This is a genomic window from Streptomyces sp. NBRC 110035, from assembly GCF_000829695.1.
Taxonomy (GTDB): domain Bacteria; phylum Actinomycetota; class Actinomycetes; order Streptomycetales; family Streptomycetaceae; genus Streptomyces.
In genome coordinates this window covers 1-20,570 of record NZ_BBNN01000043.1, presented here as the reverse complement: position 1 = coordinate 20,570, position 20,570 = coordinate 1, and the positions used below count along the sequence as shown (strand labels likewise).

Genomic DNA, 20,570 nt, shown 5'->3' with positions numbered 1-20,570 from the left:
CGCCGGGAACCGAAGGAGGCCGCTCCTGCCGCGTGCCCGTTCCGGGGCTCGCGGCAGGAGCCGGGTGAGGGGGCCGGGAGGCCTGAGGGGTTCTCAGATTCCGAACTCCGCGGGCGAGACGCCCAGGGCCGCGCAGGCCTCGCGGATGGCGTACTGCTCGGTCGCCTCGAAGGTGCCGTCGGCACCGGCGATGACCATGCCGGTCTGGATGACCGCACGTGCCTCGACCGGCTTCTTCGACGCCTTCGCGATGTCCTGCAGGGCCCTCGCCTTACCCAGTTCGAAGTTGGCCACGAGCTGGTCCACGTGCTCGTTGAACCGCTTGCGGAGCTGGTCCGGCGGGAAGTTCTGCAGGACCTCGTTGGAGACGATCAGCTCTTCCACGCGCTGCCGCTCCGCCGGCTCGACGTACCCGTCGGCGGCCGCGACCAGCGCGCACATCGCCATGCTCGCGTCCCGGTAGGCGCCGCTCTTGAGTTCCGTCTTCGCCGACGCGAGCTGGGACTTCAGCAGCCCCATCAGCTGGGCCTTGGAGCCGCCGGAGGACGAGCCGCGGGAATGGCCGCCGGCCTGTCCCGGTCCGGGGGACCCGTGCTGTCCTCCTCCCGACCTCGCGCCCTGGGACTGCTGGAGTGCCCTGGCCTGGTCCTTGACCCGGTCCCACATCGCCACTGGTGCCACCTCGGCTTCTGTTGCTGTCTTTTCCGGTACCGGTCGTCGGGCCCGGATGGTGCGGTCCGCCTGCTCAACGGACGCCGTTGCGGCCGTGTTCCCGAGGGCAAAAGAAGGGCAAAAAACTATCGCCGTATTGCCATCCTGCCGAATCACGTCCCGCGCACGGGTCGCGCGCTGCAGAGGTCGCGGATCAGGACGGTCCCGCCCCTGTGGTGCAGGGGCCGTCGGTGTCCTCACCGCGGACCGCACAGTCGTCCCGGGTGGGACGGTGGATGCCCACGGTGCGGTCGGCGCGCAACGGCACCGTTTCACTCAGGTGGCTCAGCCGCCCGGCGATCGTGGTGAAGGGCTTCGGCCTGGGACGCGGGCAGGGCGCGGCGTCACGACCGCGCTCCCGGTCCTTTCCTCGCGTCGGCGCGCCGCTCGTACCGGAGCTCCGCACCGGTCGCGACCGCGCCGAGGCCCTCCCGCACGGCGACACCGACGAACGCCTCGGGCGCCCGCCCACTGATCACGGAGACCGTGGACACCGTGCACGTCAGCAGCCTGCACGGCACGGTCCACCGGAAGAAGGCCCGCCGGTCGGCGAGCGCCGCCAGGACGGGGTACACGCCCATGGTGAGTGCCGCCGTCGAGGACGCCGTCACGAAGGCCGGCGTGAGGTCGCCGCTCCCCCGCACGTCCGGAGCCTCGAGGCCGAGCAGGGGCAGTTGGGCGGCCGGCGCGATCAGATCCACGGCTCCCACGGCGGCGAGTGCCCCGAAGACCGCCATGGTCCAGCCCGGGGCCGAGCGGAAAGTACGCACCCGGCGGGCACAGCGGCCGGCGGGGCCGCCACCGGGGGCACGGTCCCGCCGGAGCCGTCCGGGACTCAGCCCACTGTCCATTTCTGGTTCGCGGCGCCCGTACAGGTCCAGAGCTGGAGCCGGGTGGCGTTGGCCGCGTTGTTGCCGGTCACGTCCAGGCACTTGTCGGCCGGGGGGTTGACGATGTCGCGCGCGCCGGTGACCGTCCACCGCTGACCGGGGCCGCCGGTGCAGTCCCAGAGCTGGAGGGGAGTACCGTCGGCGGTGCCGTTGCCTGCGGCGTCCAGGCACTTGCCGAGCGCGCGGATCGTGCCGTCGGAGCCCACGGTCCACCGCTGGGCGGAGCTGCCGTTGCAGTCGTAGAGCTGCACCGGGGTGCCGTTGGCAGGGTTCGCCCCGGCGACGTCGACGCACTTTCCGGCCAGGCCCCTGATGGCGGCGCCCGGGGCGGCGTCCGTGGTGGTCACCGACACGTGGTCGACGACGAGTTGCTGGGGGAAGACGGTGGAACCGTCGGGGTCGCCGGGCCAGTAGCCTCCCACCGCCAGGTTCAGGATGAGGAAGAACGGCTTGTTGAACACCCAGGACCGCCCGCCCAGATCGGCGGGGGTACGGGTCTGGTAGGCGTTGCCGTCCACGGACCAGGTGATCGAGTCGGGCGCCCAGTCGACGGCGAAGGTGTGGAAACCGTCCGCGAAGGCCTGGCCGCCGGGCAGGGTGTAGCCGGCGCCGATGCCGCCCGAACCGGAGTAGCCGGGGCCGTGGATGGTGCCGTGGACGGTGGAGGGCTCGAAGCCGACGTTCTCCATGATGTCGATCTCGCCCGAGTCCGGCCAGTTGACCGGTGTGCCCAGCATCCAGAAGGCGGGCCACATGCCCTGACCGCGCGGGACCTTCATCCGCGCCTCGATGTGCCCGTACTGCGCGGTGAACTTCCCGGCGGTGTTCAGACGGGCCGAGGTGTACTGACAGGTGCCGTACCAGCACTGGTAGTTGGCCGGGTTCTCCTTGCGGGCCGTGATCACCAGGTGGCCCTGGCCGTCCAGGGCGGCGTTCCGGTTGCCGGACGTGTAGTACTGCCGTTCATGGTTGTTGACGTTGTCGCCGGTCTCGGTCTGCCACTTCGAGGAGTCGACCGCCGCGCCGGCGGGCCCGTCGAAGGTGTCCGAGAACGTCACGGCGGCGGCCGCGGCACCGTCCGCCGACGCGGCGACGGTGGAGGTGGCGGGGGTGTCCGCCGGTTCCGCCCGGGCGGTTCCGACGGCTGCGGAGGCGACCAGAGCCGCGGACAGAGCGGTGGTCAGCCATCTGCGCAGCCTGCGTGGAGAGGACATGGCTCTCCCTTCCGTACGGCGGCCCGCATCCACGGGCGCGCCGACCGAGGTTGTGGGGGGGTAGGTGCGTCGCCCCTTGATTCAAGACGTGAGGTAAGAGGACGTCAATACCCTGGTACGGACCAGCGGTCCACAGTCGTCCGCCCCTCGCTCACGGATACCGACTGCCGATCTCTGTGAGCATCGAGAGCCCGTGTTTCGGGCCGGGTTGCCGTCCGAAGCACTCACCGTGCCCCACACCGTCCACAGCAACGGAACCGACCGTCCGGAGCAGGGGCGGGGCACGGCCGCGCACGGGCCGGCCCTGGCCGCGGTGGCGGGGACGCTGCCGTCGGCCGCATGCGCCGAGGGGCCGGGCGGGAGTTCTGCGTCCCCGACGTCGCCCGAGGAGAGGGAGGGCAGGGACGGCGGGGGCGTCCTCCACCGCGTCACCGACGGATCCGCGCGCTTCGTGGCTCGCTCGGACGGCATCGGCGAGGAGGCCGACGGAGAGACCTGACGGTCGGCCGTGCCTGCGTACCCGCCCCGTCGGCCGCACCCGCCGAAGCATCGAACGGGTGCGCTACATTTTGCTCGCCTTCGACCGCGATCACTCACGATCCTTCACCCTACGGAGCCGGCATTCCCATGAGCGACATCGTCAACGGACTCGGCCGGGCCACCGCCTACGGCGCACTCGGCCTGGTCCTGCTGGTGCTCGGCATCGTCCTGGTCGACCTGCTGACCCCCGGAAAACTCGGCCGGCAGATCTGGGAGGAGCGCAACCGCAACGCCGCCCTGGTACTCAGCTCGGCACTGCTCGGCATCGGCGGAATCGTGTTCACGTCCATCTGGACGACGTACGAGGACTTCGGCAAGGGGCTGGTGTCGACCGCCACGTTCGGGCTGCTGGGACTGGTCATGATGGCCCTCGCGTTCCTGGTGGTGGACCTCATCACGCCGGGACGCCTGGGCAGCACCCTGGTCGACCGGGAACCGCACCCCGCGGTCTGGGTGACCGCGTCCTGCAACCTCGCGGTGTCCGCGGTCGTTTCGGCGTCCATCGCCTGACGCCGGCCGTCCGGCGGCCTTTCGCCCGGACCTGAAGGGGTGTCAGGGGGTCGGGGGCGGGAAGCCCGGCCGACCCGGCCTCCGAGGACCGCCCTTCCCCCGCCGCGTCTCCCGCTCCCCCGCACTCCGCACAGTGCGCCCCTCGGCCGTTTCAGGCGACGCGGGCGGCGGTCCGGACCAGGCGGGGGCGCTCCTGCACCGGGCGGATCGGCGCGGCCAGGGCCCGGGAGGGCGGACCGACCCGGGTGGAGGAGGCGCTGACCCGGTACGTCGTCCGGTTCGGGTCCACGACCGGGTCCCCGAGCTCGACCTTCCCGGCCGCGTGCAGCGCGTCGCAGTCGGTGGTGGGCAGGGCGACATAGCAGCCGCCCTGGCCCGTGGTCGAGTCGAGCGGCCGCCAGTAGCTGTACCTGCGGCGGCCGTTCGCGTACACCGTGACGAAGCTGGGGGTGCGCGGGTCGGAGATGATGCGCAGCACGTCGACGTCGACCGGGGCGAATGACGGTGCGGGGGCCGCCCGGAGCCCGGCGGTCATCCGCCCGGCGCGCGGACGGTCCTGGGTCTGGTTGACGGTGAAGAGCATCGCTGGGGCCTTTCCGGAGCCGGGTCTCGAGACCGTCTACCCAGCACGGCGCCGGTGTTGATCTCTTTCAATGATCATTGTGCTCCTTGACACCGACATTAACCCGCCACGGGCGGTCGGATGGTGGAATTTCCTCGCCATACTTGGCCGTTCTTCGCCCCTCGTGGCCGTTCTTCATCTCTCCTCGATCCCTGTCGCACCCCTTGTGGCGCTTCGCGCCGGGTCCGGACGAAGCCCGGGTTCATGATCTTCCGGGTGCCGTACGGGAGCCGGGAGTCCACCGGGCGGGCACGGTACGGCGGACGGCCTCGCTCCGGTCGGGCCGGTGGCCCTCTGCCACCGGCCCGACCGGTGCGGCTCAACCGGACATCACGGACGCGAACGTCATCGTCAGCCTGTCCGGCTTGACGGTGACCACCGCCCGGGCGCTCGGGGCGGGTGAGGTGACGGTGAAGCGGGGCCAGGTCCGCACAACGGTGGCCAGGACGATCTGGAGTTCCGTCCAGGCGAAGTTCTCGCCGATGCACTTGCGGCGGCCGTCGCCGAACGCGAGGAAGGAGCCGCGTGCGGCGGCGGGGGTGCGGCCGGGTGCCCACCGGTCCGGGTCGAAGACGCCGGGTTCGGGAAAGACCCGCGGGTCGTGCTGGTGCAGATAGGGACTCCAGACGACGTCGGCGCCCTCGGGGACGAGGTGGCCGCCGAGTTCGACGTCACGGGTGGCGGTGCGCGTCACCATCCAGGCCGGCCCGTACTTCCGGATCGCCTCCTGCAGAACCCGTCGGACGTGAACGAGCCGGTCCAGGTCCTCGTGGCGCAAGGGCCGGTCACCGCACACGGTGGTCAGTTCGTCGCGCAGCAGGCGCTCGATCGCGGGGTTGCGTGAGATCTCGTAGAGGGCCCAGGCCAGGGTGGTGCCGGTGGTCTCGATCGCTCCTGTCAGCAGGGTGATGACCTCGTCCTGCAGTTGCTGACGGGTGAACGGAGGCTCGGCCGTCAGCAGGGCGGCGAACAGGCCGGCCCGCTCCGTCCCCTCCTCCCGCCGGGCCGCCGCGCGCGGGCATTCCGCCGAGGGCTCACCGGTGCCGTCCGCAGTTGAGGGCCGGCCCCGGTCGGAGCGGTGGTCGACGGCCTGGTCTATCAGGGTCCGCAAGCGGGCGGCGCGGGCGGCGTGGGTCCGGTTCGCGGGCAGCGGCAGTCCGGTGATCCAGGCGGGGAGGAGGGTCTGCCGGATCGTTCCCTTCATGATCTCGGGCATCAGCGCGGTGAACTCGTTCTCCAGGTGACCGGGCAGGTCCGTGCCGAAGAGTGCGACCAGGAACGCGGCGAGAGCGGTCCTGTTCATATCGGCGCAGACGTCTCGCGGCACGTCCTCGGGCCACGCCTCGACCAGGGTGCGCACCTGGCCGATCATGGCGTGGCCCCGGTCGGCGATGTGCGACGTGTTGAACATGGGCTGCATCAGACGCCGGTTGCGCAGGTGTGCGTCGCCGTCGGCGACGGTGGCGAGTCCGTCACCGAAGAAGACCCGCAGCGCGTCGATGATTCTGCCGCCCTTGACGAAGTGTGCGGCATCGGTGACCAGGACGCGGCGGGTCAGCGCGGGGTCGGTGACGACGTAGGCCGGGCTCGGACCTATGCGTATCCGCACGACGCTGCCGTGCCGGCGCAGTGAGGTGATGAACGGGAGGGGGTCGCGGGCGAGCCGGTGGGCGTGGCCGATCAGCGGCAGGCTGCCGGGAGCGGTCGGGGTGGGGACGGACGGTGTCGTCGTGGCACTCATCGAACGGATCACTCCTCGTGGGGGCCGTCGAGCGCCCGATGCATGCCCAGGAACGCTCATGAGGATGCCGTGCCGGGCCGCCCCGGACGATCTTCCGCGCGTCCTGGACCGGATGCGGGCTCGCACAGGTCGCGCGAACCTGGAAGGGCCGCCCGGTTGTGCTGCCCCGGCGGGGCCGTGGGGCCGGGTCGTCCGACACCGAGCCGAGGAGAGACGAAAGCCCATGCCTCACATCGCCGTGGGACGCGAGAACTCCACCGACATCGACCTCTACTACGAGGACCACGGGTCCGGACAGCCCGTGGTCCTCATCCATGGGTTCCCGCTCGACGGCCACTCCTGGGAGAAGCAGTCCGCCGCGCTGCTCGACGCCGGCTACCGCGTGATCACCTATGACCGCCGCGGGTTCGGACGGTCGAGCCTGCCGACGTCGGGCTACGACTACGACACCTTCGCCGCCGATCTGAACACGGTCCTGGAGACCCTCGACGTCTCGGACGCCGTACTCGTCGGGTTCTCCATGGGCACCGGTGAGGTCGCCCGCCACGCCGGCCGGTTCGGCTCGGGCCGGATCGCCAAGGTGGCCTTCCTCGGCTCGCTGCAGCCCTTCCTGCTGAAGACCGACGACAATCCGGCCGGTGCGGCGCCCCGCGAGTTCTTCGAGGGCATCTCGGCGTCGGTGAAGGCGGACCGGTACGCGTTCTACACGTCGTTCTTCAAGGATTTCTACAACCTCGACGAGAACCTCGGGAGCCGGATCAGCCCGGAGGCCGTCCGCAACAGCTGGTGCACGGCGGCCTCGGGCGGATTCTTCGCCGCGGCGGCCGCGCCGATGACGTGGTTCACGGACTTCCGGGGTGACATCCCCGCCATCGACGTACCCGCTCTCATCCTGCACGGCACGGCGGACAACATCCTGCCCATCGACTCGACCGGGCGCCCGTTCCACCGGGCGCTGCCGGGCGCGGAGTACGTGGAGATCGAGGGCGCCCCGCACGGTCTGTTGTGGACGCACGCCGAGGAGGTCAACGAGGCTCTGTTGTCGTTCCTCGGAAAGTCCGCCTGACGTGACGTCACAAGCGGCCCCTTTGGGGGCTTCCGGCCCACCACACCGCACTCCGCGCGCCGGACGCGCCCGAGGGGTCGGGGACGTCCGGCGCGCGGGGTGGATCGGGCGGGGCCGAACCGGTCGAGGTTCATGACCTCGTCCCAGGCCTTGACGCGTTCCTGCACGAACTCCTCCCCCGCGTCGTCGCTCGTGTGGGCCTCCGTGGTCATGGGGTCGACACCACGGCCGGGGCCGGAGCAGTCACAGGGAGGGGACCGTTCCGGTCCCGTACGGCGCACGTTGTCCGGTTCGGGATGGCCCAGGGGCCGCCGGGCCGGTCAGCGGAGCACGTGAAGTGCGCCGGGGAGGACTCTGAGGGTCACCGGGAGAACCGCCTCGACCTCGCCGTCCGCCCCGTAGGGGACGTCCCGGTCGGCGAGGATACGGATCTCCCTGCCGCGCAGGATCCGCACCTGGGGGCGGTGGACGTGGGTGCCGGTCCTGAGATCGTTCATCAGGCTGAAGAACAGCAGCCGCGAGGCGTCCGCGATCATCACGATCTCCAGTACGCCGTCGTCGACGCGGGCGCGGGGAGCGATGACGCGGCCCGAACCGTAGTAGCCGGAGTTGGCGGCGACCACCGTGTAGCCGGTGTGGGTATGCTCCTCGCCGTCGACCGTGACCCGGTAGCGCGCCGCCCTCCAGCCGGTGACCGCGCGCAGACCGCCCGCGTAGTAGGAGGCGGAACCCCGCAGCAGCCGGGACCGGTTGGCGTGGCGGTTGGCCAGCGCGTCCACACCGGCGTAGACGCTGCCGAGGACGACGGTGCGGTGGTGGACGGCCGACCGGACCTCGATGGTGTCGACCGGCCGCGGTGCGTTGTGCAGCAGTATCCGGGCGAGGGCCGCGGGATCGGCGGGCAGGCCCAGGGCACGGGCGAAGTCGTTGCCGCGGCCCGCCGGCACGAGGCCGAGGATCGCGCCGGTGCCGCTCAGCGCGCCGCCGATGCCTCCGGCGATGCCGTCCCCGCCGACCGCCAGCACCACCCGGCCCCGCCGGCCGGCGTCGCGGGCCAGTTCCCGCGCGTGGGCCAGGTTGCGGCTGTACTGCGTGTGCAGGTCTGCGCCGGCCTCCCGGAGCAGGCGCGCGAGGGCGAGCAGCGCTGCCGCTCCGGTGGATCCGCCCGCGGTGGGATTGACGACGGCGGTGAACTGTCGCATCAGGTGCCTCCGGGCGTGCCGACGGGACGGGAAAGGCGGTGGGGGAAAGCCGGCGGTGAGGGGACGGGCGTGGCCGGGCGGGGCGGTCGCCCCGCAGGGCGGCACCCGGTGGGCCGCGGTTCAGTCCGTGGGCAGGAGGACGCCGGGGCTGAGGATTCCGGCCGGGTCCAGGCGCTGCTTCACGGCGCGCAGGGCGTCGGTGCCCAGCGGGCCGATCTCGCGGACGTACCAGTCCCGGTGGTCGGTGCCGACGGCGTGGTGGTGGGTGATCGTGCCGCCGGCGGCGAGGATCGCCTCGTTGGCGGCGTGCTTGGCGCGCCTCCAGTGCGCCACGGGGTCGCCGTCGCCCTGGGCCGACACCACGGTGAAGTACAGCGAGGCGCCGTTCTCGTAGATGTGGGAGATGTGGCACATCACCAGGGGCGGGGTGCCGGCCTCCGTGAGCGTGCCGGTGAGGGCGTCGCGGACGGCGGTGTACAGCGCGGGCACGCCCGACCAGAACGCCGCGGTCTCCAGCGTCTCGGCCAGCGCCCCGGCGTCGAGGAGGGAATCGCGCAGGTACGGGGCCGAGAAGCGGCCGCGGGCCCAGTTCCGGCCGGGCTCCTCGCCCAGCGGGGTTCCGCCGCACGCGCGCAGGACGGCCGCGGCGCCCCGCCTGCGGTACGTGGTGTCCTCCTCCGTGCCCTCGTAGCCGGCGACGGCCGTGCATCCGGCGGGCCGGGCGGCGCCGGAGCCGATCGCCTCGGGCTGGGCGAGACCGATCAGCGTCTCGGTCTCGTCGGACAGGCGCAGCACGGTGGGGCGCGGCCCGTCCTGGGCAAGACGGCGCAGCGCGGCGCTCCCCTGCTCGAAGGAGTCGAAGCGCCAGCCCTCGTAGACGCGGGCCCGGGGCACGGGCCGGATCCGGAGGGTCACCGACGTGATGACGCCGAAGGCGCCCTCGGATCCCAGGACGAGCTGGCGCAGGTCGGGGCCGGCCGCGGAGCGTGGGGCCCGGCCGGCCTCGAGGGTGCCCTCGGGGGTGGCGAGGGTGAGGGCGAGCACCATCTCGTCGAAGCGGCCGTGGCCGGCGGACGCCTGGCCGCTGGAGCGGGTGGCGGCGAAGCCGCCGATGGTGGCCCACTCGTAGGACTGGGGAAAGTGTCCGAGGGTGAAGCCGTGTCCGGCGAGCAGCGCCTCGGCCTGCGGGGCGCGCAGGCCGGACTGCAGGGTGGCGGTACGGGAGACCGGATCCAGGGCGAGCAGGCCGTCCATGCGCCGCAGGTCCAGGGCGACGAAGGGGTGCGGCCGGCCGGGAGCGAGTCCGCCGACGACGGAGGTGCCGCCACCGAACGGCACCACGGCCAGGCCGTGTTCGGTGCAGGCGCGCAGGACGGCGAGCACTTCGTCGTGGCTCGCGGGGTACAGGACGGCCTCGGGGATGTCGGTGACGTCGCCGTCCCGGATGCGCAGCAGGTCGGGGGTGGACTTGCCGCGGGTGTGCCGGATCCGGGCCTCCGGGTCGGTGCGCACGGGGTCCTCTCCGACGTCCGCACCGCCGTCCGCACCGACCAGGGCGGCGGCCAGCGCGCGCCGTGCCGCAGGCCCCAACCGGGGCGCGGGGACGGTCACTTCACCGAGGGCGACCGGTGCGGCCTCGCGCGGCCTGACGCCGAGCATGTCGCGCAGCAGCCCGATCACGGTGTCGGGCAGCGGCTTCGCCCCGGCCGGGTCACCCCAGCCGCTCCACAGCATGTCCATGACTGCCGTCCTCACCGGTCGATGGGAGCGATGCCGTCGCCGACGGCCTCACGGGCGTTACACTGTGACACATGACGCCTATTCGTCACAACCAAGCGGGCAACGACGTCGTGCTCGACGCGGTGCGCGACTGTGTCCTGGCCGTCGGGGTCCGCCGCACCACGCTCACCGACGTGGCGCGGCGTGCCGGGGTCTCCCGTATGACGCTGTACCGGCGGTGGCCCGATGTGCGCACGCTGGTCGGGGACCTCATGACGCGGGAGTGGATCGCCGTCGCCACCTCGGCCGTCCCCGAGGCCCGGCCGGGGGTGACCACGCGGGAGCGGATGGTCGACGGGTTGGTGGCGGTGGTGCGCGCGTTCGGCGGACACCCGCTCTTCCAGAAGATCGTCGGCGTGGATCCCGAACTGCTGCTGCCCTACGTGCTGGACCGGCGCGGGGCGAGTCAGGAAGCCATGCTGGGACTGCTGGCCGAGGCCCTGAGCGAGGGGCACGCCGACGGTTCGGTGCGTGCCGGCCCTCCCGAACGGCAGGCACGGTCCGTCCTGTTGATCGTCCAGTCCTTCACCCTGTCCCTGCGGACCATGACCGACGAGGACGACCCGGATCTCACCTACGAGGCCCTCCTCGCGGACCTGCGCGACATCCTGGAGAGGACCCTCACCCCATGACCTCCCCGGACTCCCCCGCCGGGCGGCCCTCGTCCGCCGGACCGGCTGCGTCCGGTTCGTCCCTGTCCGCGGGCCGCCGCACCCGCGACCTGACCGCGGCCGTGGGCGGCGACGCCGTCGACGTCCTCGTCGTCGGGCTCGGTGCCACAGGCGCAGGGGCCGCCCTGGACGCGGCGTCCCGCGGGCTGAGCGTGGTCGCCGTCGACGCCCACGACCTGGCCTTCGGCACGTCCCGCTTCAGCAGCAAGCTGGTCCACGGCGGGCTGCGTTATCTCGCCTCCGGCCAGCTCGACGTCGCCCACGAGAGCGCGGTCGAGCGCGGGGTGCTGATGGAGCGCACCGCCCCCCATCTGGTGCGCGCGCAGCCGTTCGTACTGCCCCTCACTCCTCTGGTCTCCCACCGTCAGTCCGCCCTGGCGCGGGTGGGTTTCCGGGCCGGCGACGCCCTGCGGCTGGCCGCCCGGACCTCGCGGGCGACCCTGCCCGCGCCGCGCCGGATCCCGTCGGCAAGGACCCGTCGTCTGGCACCCGCCGTACGGGCCGACGGACTGCGCGGCGGTCTGCTGTCCTGGGACGGCCGGCTGACCGACGACGCCCGCCTGGTGACCGCCGTCGCCCGCACCGCCGCCGCACACGGGGCACGGATCCTCACCCGGGTCCGGGCCCTGGAGCTGACCGCCTCCGGTGCCCGGGTCCGCGACGAACTCACCGGCGAGGAGGGCCGCATCCGCGCCCGCGCGGTGATCAACGCGTCCGGTGTCTGGGCGGGCGGACTCGTCGACGGCATCCGGATCCGTCCTTCGCGCGGAACCCATCTCGTGCTGCGCCCGGACAGTCTCGGCCCGCTCCCGGCCGGCCTGCACATCCCGGTCCCCGGGGAGACCAACCGCTTCGTCCTCGTCCTGCCCCAGGACGACGGCCGGGTCTATGTCGGCCTCACCGACGAACCCGTGGACGGTGACGTCCCCGAGGTCCCCGAGGCCCCCGAGACGGACATCGGTTTCCTCCTCGACGTCCTGTGCTCCGTCCTCGACGCCCCGCTGCACCGCGACGACGTCGTGGGGGCCTTCGCGGGCCTGCGTCCCCTGCTGGACACCCCGGCGGACGGTTCCGGTACGGCGCCGAGGACCGCCGACATCTCGCGGCGGCACGCGGTGCTGACGTCGTCCGAGGGGGTCGTCACCGTCGTCGGCGGCAAGCTCACCACGTACCGGCGCATGGCCGAGGACGCCGTGGACACCGCCGTGCGTGTCCGACGGCTGCCGGCCGGCCCTTCGCGCACCACGTCCCTGCCGCTCGTGGGTGCCGCGCCGCCGCAGGCCCTTGCCACCCTGCCGGCACCCCGCCGCCTCGTGCGGCGCTACGGAACGGAGGCACCGGCCGTGCACTCCCTCGGTGTGCACGACGCCCGGCTGGGCGAACCCGTACTGCCCGGCCATCCGGTCACCGGCGCCGAACTGCTCTGGGCGGTGCGTCACGAGGGAGCGCTCGACGAGAGCGACCTGCTCGACCGCCGCACCCGGATCGGCCTCGTCCCCGCAGACCGTGCCGCGGCACTGGACGCGGTCCGTGAACTCCTGACCAGCGTCCTGCCCCGGCGCAGTTGACGCGGCACGGCTGTCACAGCCCGTCGCAGCTCAGTTGTCGCAGCGCGGTCGGCACGGCTGAGCCGAAGCGGCTCGGCCGGCCCGCGCCGGCCGGTCACCCGCCGTGCACGCCGACTTCGCGCAGGGAGTAGCCCCACTTCGTCCCCCGGTCCAGGAGGACGACGCGCACGTGGCGGGTCTGCCGAGGGGTGAACCGGGCCGTGTCGAGCCCGCCGTCACCGGCCGTGGTGGACCAGACGGTCCGCCAGTCGGTGCCGTCGGCGGACAGCTCGACACGGTACGACGTCCCGTACGCACGCTCCCAGTCGAGGGTGACGCGCCCCACCTCGCGTGTGGCGCCGAGGTCGATGCGCAGCCACTGGTCGTCGCTCCGGTCGCTGGCCCAGCGGGTGCCCCGGTCACCGTCCACCGCCCGGCCCGGAGCGTAGCTCGTGAACGGGTTCCACTCGGCCGAACTCGCCGTCGCCGGGGCGTCCTTCGCGAGGTTGTCCGCAGGCCGGTGCCGTTCGGAGGCACCCCAGGTGCCGAGGTAGGTCTCGGCACCCCGGAAGAGATCGTCCACCACGTCCTGGCCGCCGACGCGCCTGATGTCCTCGATCCAGTCGGGGACGAGTCCGTGGTGCGCGGCTCCGTCGGTGTTCAGGTCCCAGGTGCGCTCGCCGGTGGTCTGCCGGTCGATGACGGACCCGCCGTCCACGCTGCGGAAGGGGTACGTGACGGGATCGGGCGCGTCCGCGCCGCGCGGGGCGGGCCAGCCGCCGACGCCGTTCATGTCGGTGCCGTAGCCGTAGCCCGCGCCGTACTTGTCCCGGACCGCTTCGGTGCGCTCCGCCTCCTCGACGAAGTGTTCCGAGCCGTGCATGTACTGGGCGACGAAACCGCCGAGACCGTAGACCCGCTCGGTCCAGTCCATGTCCATCCAGCTGTGCGAGGAGATGACGCCGGGGTAGGACTCGGCCTCGAAGAGGTCGAGCACCCTGCCGGTGGCCTTGACGCTCATGTGGTCGATCTCGAGCATCATGTTGCGTTCCATCATGCCGCGCACGGCGTACTCACCGAGGTCGGTGAGCCCGCGGACGTTGCACCGGGCGTCCTCGTCATAGGCGGGAACCTCGACGCCGGCCGGGAGTTCCTCCTCGGCGGCGGGCGCGGCGGCCAGGCCGATGGGGTTGTCGTGCTGAGGGCCGGTGCACTGCTCCGTCTGCCAGAAGGTGCCGGTCGACAGGAACTGCCCGACGTTGATGGCGGTGCCCAGCGTTCCCTCGTCGAAGCGGACTCCACACAGCGCGTTGTCGAACTTGTGGCACAGGAACATGCTGCGCACGCCGAGGTCGTACAGCTCGTCCAGCCCGGCGTCGATGTCGCCCCTGTCGCACTGGGCGACGTCCAGGACCTGCTTGCAGCCGAAGGGTTCGGAGGTCTCGACCCCCAGGACGACCGCCAGTTTGCCCTGCTCGACGACCTGCCGGGCCTGTGTGCTGTCGGTGACGACACGGAACCAGCCCCTGCCCGTGCCGCCGTACATCCTGTCGACGTAGGCCTGCATGTCGTATGTCAGCTTCGCCTGCAGCCGGATGGACGTCATCTCGTCGCAGCCGCGGTCCTTGAAGAAGTACACGGAGCAGATCACGCCGTTGGTGACGAGGTCGTTCACCAGGACCCGCTGCCCACCGCGCCAGGCGCGCTCGATCCAGGCGTAGTAGTTCTGCTGGTGGGTCAGGGAGTCGTGGGCGGGCCAGTCCACGAAGGTGGGCCAGCCGTCCGGGTCGTGCCTGCCGTCACCGCCGTTGGTGATGAAGTCGAAGATCGCGAGGGAGCCGTCGGGATAGTGTTCGGGGCAGTCCTCGAGTGCGTCGGCGATCCCCTTCTCGGAGAAGGGCTTGCCGCAGATCAGCCGGCCGCCGAAGGCCTCGTTGGACATGAGGTGGTTGTGCGCGTCGACGAACCCGCGGACCTCGCCGCGCGCGTCGGTGCCGGTGAAGGGCTCGCCGGTGACGCCGATGCCGGAGTCCGGGGCGGGCCGCGCTGTCGGCTCCCACCAGTCGCCGCCGGCCGCCGAACTGGGCGTCGGGCCGAGGGTCATGGCGAGCACGAGCACGAGCAGGGACACGAGGGCGGCATGACGGCGTCCGCCGTGCCGGTGTCGAGCAATGGTCACGGCCCATGTCCCTCCGTCGGCGGAACGGCACGGTCGGACCTGTCGGGCGGCCCGGACCCCCCGGCAGATTGTCATGACCGGCACAAGATATGAGCCGAGGATGACTACGGGCGCGTGAGGAGTCAAGGGTCCGGGACGACCTGTGGCCGCCCGGGCCCAGGACGGCCCCTGCCCTGACGCGGAAGCCCCTGGCGTGACCGCGTGGCCCTCGGACTCCCCGCCCGCGTGCCGGTCGACGGCTGCGCGACGGCGCCGACCTGGCACGAACGGCCGCCGGCCGCCCGTCCGGCCTGTGTGGCCTGTGGCTCCGAGGCCGCCCGGGAGCCGGCGGAGCGCCGGCCGGCGGCCGTCGAGCACCTGCCCGGGCACGACTCCCTCACCGACGGCTTGGGCGACCGCGTCGCCCGGATCGCCGCGAGAGGGCTTCGGCCGGTGCGCCGGGAGTCCACCCGAACGGCGACCGCGAGGCCGTGCAGCGCGATCCCGACGGGAACGAGATCGGCTTCGTCGACGCCCCGGCCCGAGGTCGCCCGCCCGGTCGGCGCGGCCGGAGCCGGCGCCCCCTCCGCGCCGGTGACCCGCGGGGTCGGCCGCTCCACCGCGGTGACGCCTACCGCTCCGTCCCGGGTTCGTAGCGCAGCGAGATGGAGCGCAGGACGTCCGAGGAGGACACGTCGGTGCGGCCGGCGTCGTGCACTTCGGCGAGTTGCACGAAGGCGAAGGTGAGGGCGGAGGTGATGTGCACGATGGCGGGCCCCAGCTTCTCGGTGACGATCTCCGCCACCTCGCGGGGGCTGGCGTCGTGCGGCAACTGGATGTGCGGCAGCATCTCTTCGAGGAGCGCGGAGACCGCTCCGCTTCTGGTGACCTCGGCGTCCGGGTTCTCCCGGAGTTGCCGCCGCATCTCGAGGGCCTCGGTGAGGATGCCGACGCCCCGCTGCATGATCTCGCGCTGCTCCATGGGCACAGCCTAAACGGGTGAGACGGCGCCCTGGATACCTGCGGGCAGGTCGTGACGCGGCAGCCGAGCGGCGGTAGAACCTGTTCCCCCGTCTCCGTCGAGGAGTGCAGTACGAGCGTCAGCACACGGAAAAGACAGAGATCCGACGATTCCTCCCTCGCCGTCTCGCCACTGGAACAGGTTCCCCTCCGGACACTGCCGCGCCGGCGTCCCACAGCACCTCGACGCAGGTCGCACCGTCGCCTCGGTCACCGTTCGGGTGCCCCCCCAGGAACTGGCTGATTCATTTGATTTCTGATTATCATCCGATAAAGAAATCAATGAGATCTCCATCCCACGGGAGACCACCGAGCGTCGCCGCCCTCGCCCGAGTGGGTGATCCATGTCCCCTACCGCCTCGACGGACGACGGCGACGAGCTGCTGGCCGGGCTCGGGGCGCTGACGGCCCAGGCACGCGCGCTGGCCGAGGTGCAGCGCTCCCGGATGGAACTCGCCGTCGCCCTGCAGCGCGGCATGCTGCCCCGGGATCTCCCCGTCGTCGGCGGTGTGCGGCTGGCCGTGCGTTACGCACCCGCCTACCAGGGGCTCAGTGTGGGAGGCGACCGGTACGACGCCTTCACGATGTCCGACGGCCGCATCGGCCTGTCCATCGGGGACGTCCAGGGGCACAACGTCGAGGCGGCCGCTTTCATGGGACAGGTCAGGGTGGGGCTGCGGGCACTGGCCTCCGTCACCGGTGAGCCGGGCGAGCTGCTCGCCATGACCAACGACCTGCTGCTGTCCCTGGGCTCGGACCTCTTCGCCACCTGCACCTTCATACGGCTCGACCCGGCCAGCGGCGTGATCGAGAGCGCTCGGGCCGGGCACCTGCCGTGCGTGTGGGCCACGGCGGACGGCTGGTCCGGCGTGACGCGGGACGAGGGCGGCCCTCCCCTGGGCATCCAGCCGGAGTCGGCCTACCCGGTGACCCGGTACCGGCTCGACACGGGCAGCCTGTTCGTGATGCTCACGAACGGTGTGGTGGAGGGTCCGTCGATGCGGCTCGACGAGGGGATGGACCATGTGGTGCGGCTCGCGGGCATCGCTGCGGTCGCCCGGCTGGACGCGAACGCGCTGGCCGCCGCCGTGGTCAAAGGGGCGGAACAGGTGGGCCACGACGACGACGCGGCCGTCCTGGTGATCTCGTGCGACGGCCCGGACGCCCAGCCGTGGGCCCGCGGCGCGCCCCCGTCCCGGCGCGCGCCGCCGCTCCGCTCCTCCTCCCGTCGTGCGCCGCGCCCGTCCCTCGCCCGTTTCGCCACAGGCCCTCGCCTCGCCGACGGTGCGCGCCCGGTGTCTGATGGCTTGTGTGGTGGCTAGCCAGGATCTGCGCACATCGGTCGTCTACAGGCTCCGGACGCTGGCGATCGCCGCCTGCTGTTACGCGGCGGGACGACTGGGGCTGACGCGGGAGCTGGTCATCGAGGGCGCGGTCGTCTCGCCCATCTGGCCGCCCACCGGCGTGGCCGTCGCCGCCCTGCTGGTCTTCGGGCTGCGGTACTGGCCGGGAGTCGCCCTCGGCGCCCTGGGCGTCCTCCTGTCGCTCACCTCACTGACGTGGCGCTCGTTCGTCATCCTGGCGGGCAACACCGCCGCGCCCGTGTGCGGGTGTCTGCTGCTGCGCGCCGTGGGATTCCGCACCGACCTCGCGCGCCTGCGGGACGGGGTCGCGCTGGTGTTCCTGGGCGCCTTCGCCGCGATGCTGGTCAGCTCGTCCGTCGCCGCCGGGCTGCTCATCTCCACCGGTGAGCTGCCGGGGCCAGTTTCTGGGAGGTGTGGCTGGCCTGGTGGGTGGGGGACGCGATGGGAGTACTCATCGTCACCCCGGTCCTGCTCGTGCTCCACCGCCTGCGCGGTCCGTGGCGCTGGTCACGGTGGAAGGAGGCCCTGGGGCTGACGGTCGTCGCGGCCGCCCTGGTGCCGCTGGCCACCCGCATCGGCATGAGCGTGCTGTTCCTCGTCTACCCCCTGCTGATCTGGGCGGCCCTGCGGTTCCAGCTCGCCGGCGGCATGGCGTGCGCGATGTTCGCCTCCGTCATGGCCACCACCGCGGCGACCGACCGGGGAGGCCCCTTCGAGAGGCTGTCCCGCGAGGAGGTCCTGATCAACCTCCAGGTGTTCAACGGCGCCGTGGCCCTGACCGCACTGCTGCTGTCGGCGTTGATCACCGAGCAGCGCAGACGCGGCGTTCCGTGGAACGCGCCTGCCAGGAACTGGGCGAGGTGCTGGAACACCTCACCGCGGGCGAGACCGCCTCGGGACGCCCTCCACGGGAGGAGGCCGGAGCACGGTGGGCCAAGGACGACCCGGACTGGGACGCCCGGAGCACGGGAGAGTGGAGTACGCGGCGCGCTCCGGACGAACCCCCGTAACGGCCCCTGGGCCGGCCGCGTTCCATGGCGTCGGCCCGGAACGCGGCTCACGCGCCCGGCGGATGCCTCGGGGCCGGACGCAGCAGGTGGCCCCCGATGCCGCCGAGCACACCCGCGGCGGCGGTCAGCAGTGCCGCCGTCACGCTCAACCGCAACAGCAGAGTGCCGATCGCGGCACCGGCCGGTACCGCCAGCAGCGCGGCCGCGCGATAGCGCTGGCCACCGCCACCCGTGCCGCCGCCCGGGGCCGACGTCCTGATCCAGGTGATGAGGGTGCCGGTGACCAGGGTGGTGTTCAGGCCCGCCCTGAGCCGCCACATGGTCGCGCTGCGTACTCCCATGGCCAACGCGGTCAGAGCGATCACCGCGTAGTGCCGGGTCCCCGGTTCCCGGCCGGTGCCGGTGTCCAGGCCGATCGCGGTCAGCGCCGCGGCGACGAGGAGGGCCGCGGCGACGGAGGCCGAGGTGAAAAGCCACCGCCGGTACCGTTCGACGGCCAGGGCCACGCCCAGACGGCTGCCGGCGACCACGCCTGCGATGAAGGCCGCCAGAGCCGTGGCCGATCCCAGGGGCTCCAGTCCTTCGCCCCCGGCCAGGGCGAAACCGAGGAAGAGCAGGTTGCCGGTCATGAAGGCGGTGAAGATCTGCCCGAGGCCGAGAAAGGCCACGGCGTCGACGATCCCGGTGACGGCGGTCACCACGACGAGCGCTTTCTGCAGTGAATCCGGGGGAACGGGTGAGGACATGCGCCCAACATCGGTGACGGCGCGGCCGCGCCGGCGCCCCGACCGGCACCCGCCCGTCACCGCCACCCGAACGGACTACGGATCACCGGACCGCCTCTCCCCCGGCCCCACCGCGTTCGTCGAGCACGAGGCCGCCTGCCGGACCGCCCTCACCGGCGCCCGCCGGCACCGAACACGCGTACCCCGTTCACCTGCTCAGCGACCCGGCGTCTCCCATGACGACGACCGGGTGCTGATCGGGGTCGAGGGCCAGCAGGAGTTGCCTCATGTGCGCCTCCTCGAGGCTCACGCAGCCCTGGGTGGGCCCGTCGTGGTCCACGTGCAGCCAGATGCCGCCGCCCCGGTCGGCGCCGAGCGGGCGGGTCCGGTCGAGCGGGGAGGTGCCCGGGACGCGGTTGTAGTCGATCGCCACGACGTAGTCGAAGGACCCTGCGAGCGGCTCCCCCACGAAGCCCGTGCCCTCGATGGAGAACCCGGGCGACTCGTCGTAGGGCAGCCGGGTGCCCGGGTCGGGCAGCAGGCCCCCCGCGTCGCTGAGGGTGAATACGCCGATGGGCGAGCGGAGGTCGCCCGCCACGTGATCGTCGGTCCAGCCGTTGAGCGCGTTGCGGGCGGGCCATGCCGTACCCGCCTTCCAGCCCGAGGCCGTACGCCGGTACAGCACGGCCTCGGAGCGGTTCGCGTCCGGGCCCCTGCCGGTGACGACGACGGCCTGACGGGCGTTCTCGGGGATCAGCGCCAGCGTCCGGGGACCGAGGCCGCCGAACGGGACGGGTGTGTCGGGGTGCGTCCCGGTGTCGGTCCGGCCCTGGGAGGTGCTTCCCACGCCGGGGGCTCCGGTACCCGGCGTCGCGTTCCCCGCCGCCCGGTCGCCTGCCGCTGTCTTCCCCGGCGCTCCGGCTGCCGGCGGGGCAGTGGCCGTAGGGGGGACCGCTGTGCGGGGGGCCGCGGGGGTGGACGCGTCCCGCGCCGTGCTGCCGGTGATCGCTCCGCAGGCGGTGAGGAGCGCCGCCGTCAGGAGGGCGAGGGCCGGCATCCGCAGCCGGCCGCGGCCCCGGACCGGGGCGGTGGACCGCCGGTCGCCCGGGGACGGAGCGCGGTGACGCCCGCGGAGCGGGCCTTCGATCGATGAAGCCATGGGGTCAGCCTGACTTCGACTTCGCCAAAACGTCGCGCTCCCCGCGCGAGTCCGTCCAACGTCCCCCATCTGCCCGCCGGGGCACCGGCGTCCGGTGGCCCCGGCGGGGCGGCCGACCGTCATTCCCCGACGAGGAACGCGAGGACGACGGCACCCGCCCCGCTCGCGACGCCCACGACCGCGGCCGCCACGCACCGCGCCCGGAGCTGCCGGTAGCGGTGTTCGTAAGCGCCGCGGAGCTCGGCCGCCCGCTCACAGATCCGCACCAGTGTCGCGCGGGAGACCTCGAGGCGGTCGGCGGTGTAGACGCGTTCCACGTCCTCGCACTGCGCGGTCGTCAGCCACGGCAACCGCTCGGCGAACCGGCCGGCCTGCCGCCGCGCGTCCTCGACTTCGGCCGCCCACAGCAGGTACCCCTCAAGCTGGTCGAGGCCGCGGGTGCTGTCCTGGCTCGGATTCACGGGTTCCTCCACGCTGGGCTGCGAGGTCGCACCGGTCAGGCCTGGTCTCCGGGGGCCTGGACCACGGAACGCTCGGGACGGTTGGCTTCCCGGTCGTACGCCGCGACCGCCGGATGGTGCAGGTCGAACGCCGGGGACTCGGAGCGGACGCGCGGCAGAGTGAGGAAGTTGTGCCGCGGG

Annotated in this window: 17 protein-coding genes and 2 pseudogenes; 7 read left to right on the top strand and 12 right to left on the bottom strand. The window is 72.6% G+C overall.

Translation table 11 applies throughout. From position 1 onward, the window contains the following. Positions 1–93: 93 nt before the first annotated feature. The 3 genes from TU30_RS27890 to TU30_RS27880 form a co-directional block, all read right to left on the bottom strand. Positions 94–672 carry a tellurite resistance TerB family protein gene (locus TU30_RS27890; protein ID WP_042175098.1) on the bottom strand — a complete coding sequence of 193 codons (579 nt, stop codon included), beginning with the start codon at positions 670–672 and terminating at the stop codon, positions 94–96. Between the two features lie 383 nt (positions 673–1,055). Next, positions 1,056–1,481, bottom strand: coding sequence for a hypothetical protein (locus tag TU30_RS27885; protein WP_042175096.1), 426 nt, complete (start codon positions 1,479–1,481; stop codon positions 1,056–1,058). 65 nt (positions 1,482–1,546) lie between these two features. After that, positions 1,547–2,815, bottom strand: coding sequence for a family 16 glycosylhydrolase (locus tag TU30_RS27880; RefSeq protein WP_042175093.1), 1,269 nt, complete (start codon positions 2,813–2,815; stop codon positions 1,547–1,549). Positions 2,816–3,044: 229 nt separating this feature from the next. Between TU30_RS27880 and TU30_RS27875 the strand changes: the two genes are divergently transcribed. Both TU30_RS27875 and TU30_RS27870 read left to right on the top strand, forming a co-directional pair. After that, positions 3,045–3,314: a hypothetical protein gene (locus tag TU30_RS27875; RefSeq protein ID WP_141713755.1), complete on the top strand. Its 270-nt coding sequence runs from the start codon at positions 3,045–3,047 to the stop codon at positions 3,312–3,314. Between the two features lie 128 nt (positions 3,315–3,442). Next, a complete protein-coding gene (locus tag TU30_RS27870) occupies positions 3,443–3,865 on the top strand; it encodes a DUF350 domain-containing protein (protein ID WP_042175089.1) in 423 nt (140 codons plus the stop codon). Positions 3,866–4,016: 151 nt separating this feature from the next. Here the strand turns inward: TU30_RS27870 and TU30_RS27865 are convergent, their stop codons facing one another. Next, positions 4,017–4,448, bottom strand: a complete 432-nt coding sequence (locus tag TU30_RS27865; RefSeq protein ID WP_078878561.1) for a hypothetical protein — start codon at positions 4,446–4,448, stop codon at positions 4,017–4,019. Positions 4,449–4,806: 358 nt separating this feature from the next. Further along, on the bottom strand, positions 4,807–6,228 hold the full coding sequence (locus tag TU30_RS27860; RefSeq protein WP_042175087.1) for a cytochrome P450: 1,422 nt from the start codon (positions 6,226–6,228) through the stop codon (positions 4,807–4,809). Between the two features lie 223 nt (positions 6,229–6,451). On the opposite strand from TU30_RS27860, the gene TU30_RS27855 reads away from it, so the two are divergent. Next, positions 6,452–7,294 carry an alpha/beta fold hydrolase gene (locus TU30_RS27855; RefSeq protein ID WP_042175083.1) on the top strand — a complete coding sequence of 281 codons (843 nt, stop codon included), beginning with the start codon at positions 6,452–6,454 and terminating at the stop codon, positions 7,292–7,294. 320 nt (positions 7,295–7,614) lie between these two features. On the opposite strand, the gene TU30_RS27850 is transcribed toward TU30_RS27855, so the two are convergent. Next, the gene (locus TU30_RS27850) at positions 7,615–8,496 is read right to left on the bottom strand and encodes a YegS/Rv2252/BmrU family lipid kinase (protein WP_042175081.1); all 882 of its coding nucleotides are present in this window, start codon (positions 8,494–8,496) and stop codon (positions 7,615–7,617) included. Between the two features lie 120 nt (positions 8,497–8,616). Further along, the gene (locus tag TU30_RS27845) at positions 8,617–10,236 is read right to left on the bottom strand and encodes an FAD-binding oxidoreductase (RefSeq protein WP_042175078.1); all 1,620 of its coding nucleotides are present in this window, start codon (positions 10,234–10,236) and stop codon (positions 8,617–8,619) included. 71 nt (positions 10,237–10,307) lie between these two features. On the opposite strand from TU30_RS27845, the gene TU30_RS27840 reads away from it, so the two are divergent. Together TU30_RS27840 and TU30_RS27835 are read left to right on the top strand one after the other, a co-directional pair. After that, positions 10,308–10,907 (top strand): TetR/AcrR family transcriptional regulator, encoded by a 600-nt coding sequence (locus TU30_RS27840; RefSeq protein WP_078878560.1) that lies wholly within the window; start codon positions 10,308–10,310, stop codon positions 10,905–10,907. Next, a complete protein-coding gene (locus tag TU30_RS27835; RefSeq protein ID WP_042175074.1) occupies positions 10,904–12,514 on the top strand; it encodes a glycerol-3-phosphate dehydrogenase/oxidase in 1,611 nt (536 codons plus the stop codon). The genes TU30_RS27840 and TU30_RS27835 overlap by 4 nt, the downstream gene beginning before the upstream one ends. A 94-nt stretch (positions 12,515–12,608) precedes the next feature. On the opposite strand, the gene TU30_RS27830 is transcribed toward TU30_RS27835, so the two are convergent. Then, positions 12,609–14,597 (bottom strand): discoidin domain-containing protein, encoded by a 1,989-nt coding sequence (locus tag TU30_RS27830; protein WP_234308001.1) that lies wholly within the window; start codon positions 14,595–14,597, stop codon positions 12,609–12,611. A 685-nt stretch (positions 14,598–15,282) separates the two neighbouring features. After that, positions 15,283–15,633: a hypothetical protein gene (locus TU30_RS27825; RefSeq protein WP_042175161.1), complete on the bottom strand. Its 351-nt coding sequence runs from the start codon at positions 15,631–15,633 to the stop codon at positions 15,283–15,285. A 382-nt stretch (positions 15,634–16,015) separates the two neighbouring features. On the opposite strand from TU30_RS27825, the pseudogene TU30_RS27820 reads away from it, so the two are divergent. Beyond that, positions 16,016–16,843, top strand: a pseudogene (locus tag TU30_RS27820) (PP2C family protein-serine/threonine phosphatase); the annotation flags it as partial. Positions 16,844–16,973: 130 nt separating this feature from the next. Then, positions 16,974–18,045, top strand: a pseudogene (locus TU30_RS27815) (MASE1 domain-containing protein). A gap of 47 nt (positions 18,046–18,092) precedes the next feature. Here the strand turns inward: TU30_RS27815 and TU30_RS27810 are convergent. From TU30_RS27810 to TU30_RS27800, 3 genes are all read right to left on the bottom strand, one after another. Further along, positions 18,093–18,791, bottom strand: coding sequence for a YoaK family protein (locus TU30_RS27810; RefSeq protein ID WP_042175067.1), 699 nt, complete (start codon positions 18,789–18,791; stop codon positions 18,093–18,095). Positions 18,792–18,978: 187 nt separating this feature from the next. Then, positions 18,979–19,827 carry a hypothetical protein gene (locus tag TU30_RS27805; protein ID WP_234308000.1) on the bottom strand — a complete coding sequence of 283 codons (849 nt, stop codon included), beginning with the start codon at positions 19,825–19,827 and terminating at the stop codon, positions 18,979–18,981. A gap of 221 nt (positions 19,828–20,048) precedes the next feature. After that, positions 20,049–20,390, bottom strand: coding sequence for a hypothetical protein (locus TU30_RS27800; protein ID WP_042175156.1), 342 nt, complete (start codon positions 20,388–20,390; stop codon positions 20,049–20,051). Between the last annotated feature and the right edge of the window lie 180 nt (positions 20,391–20,570).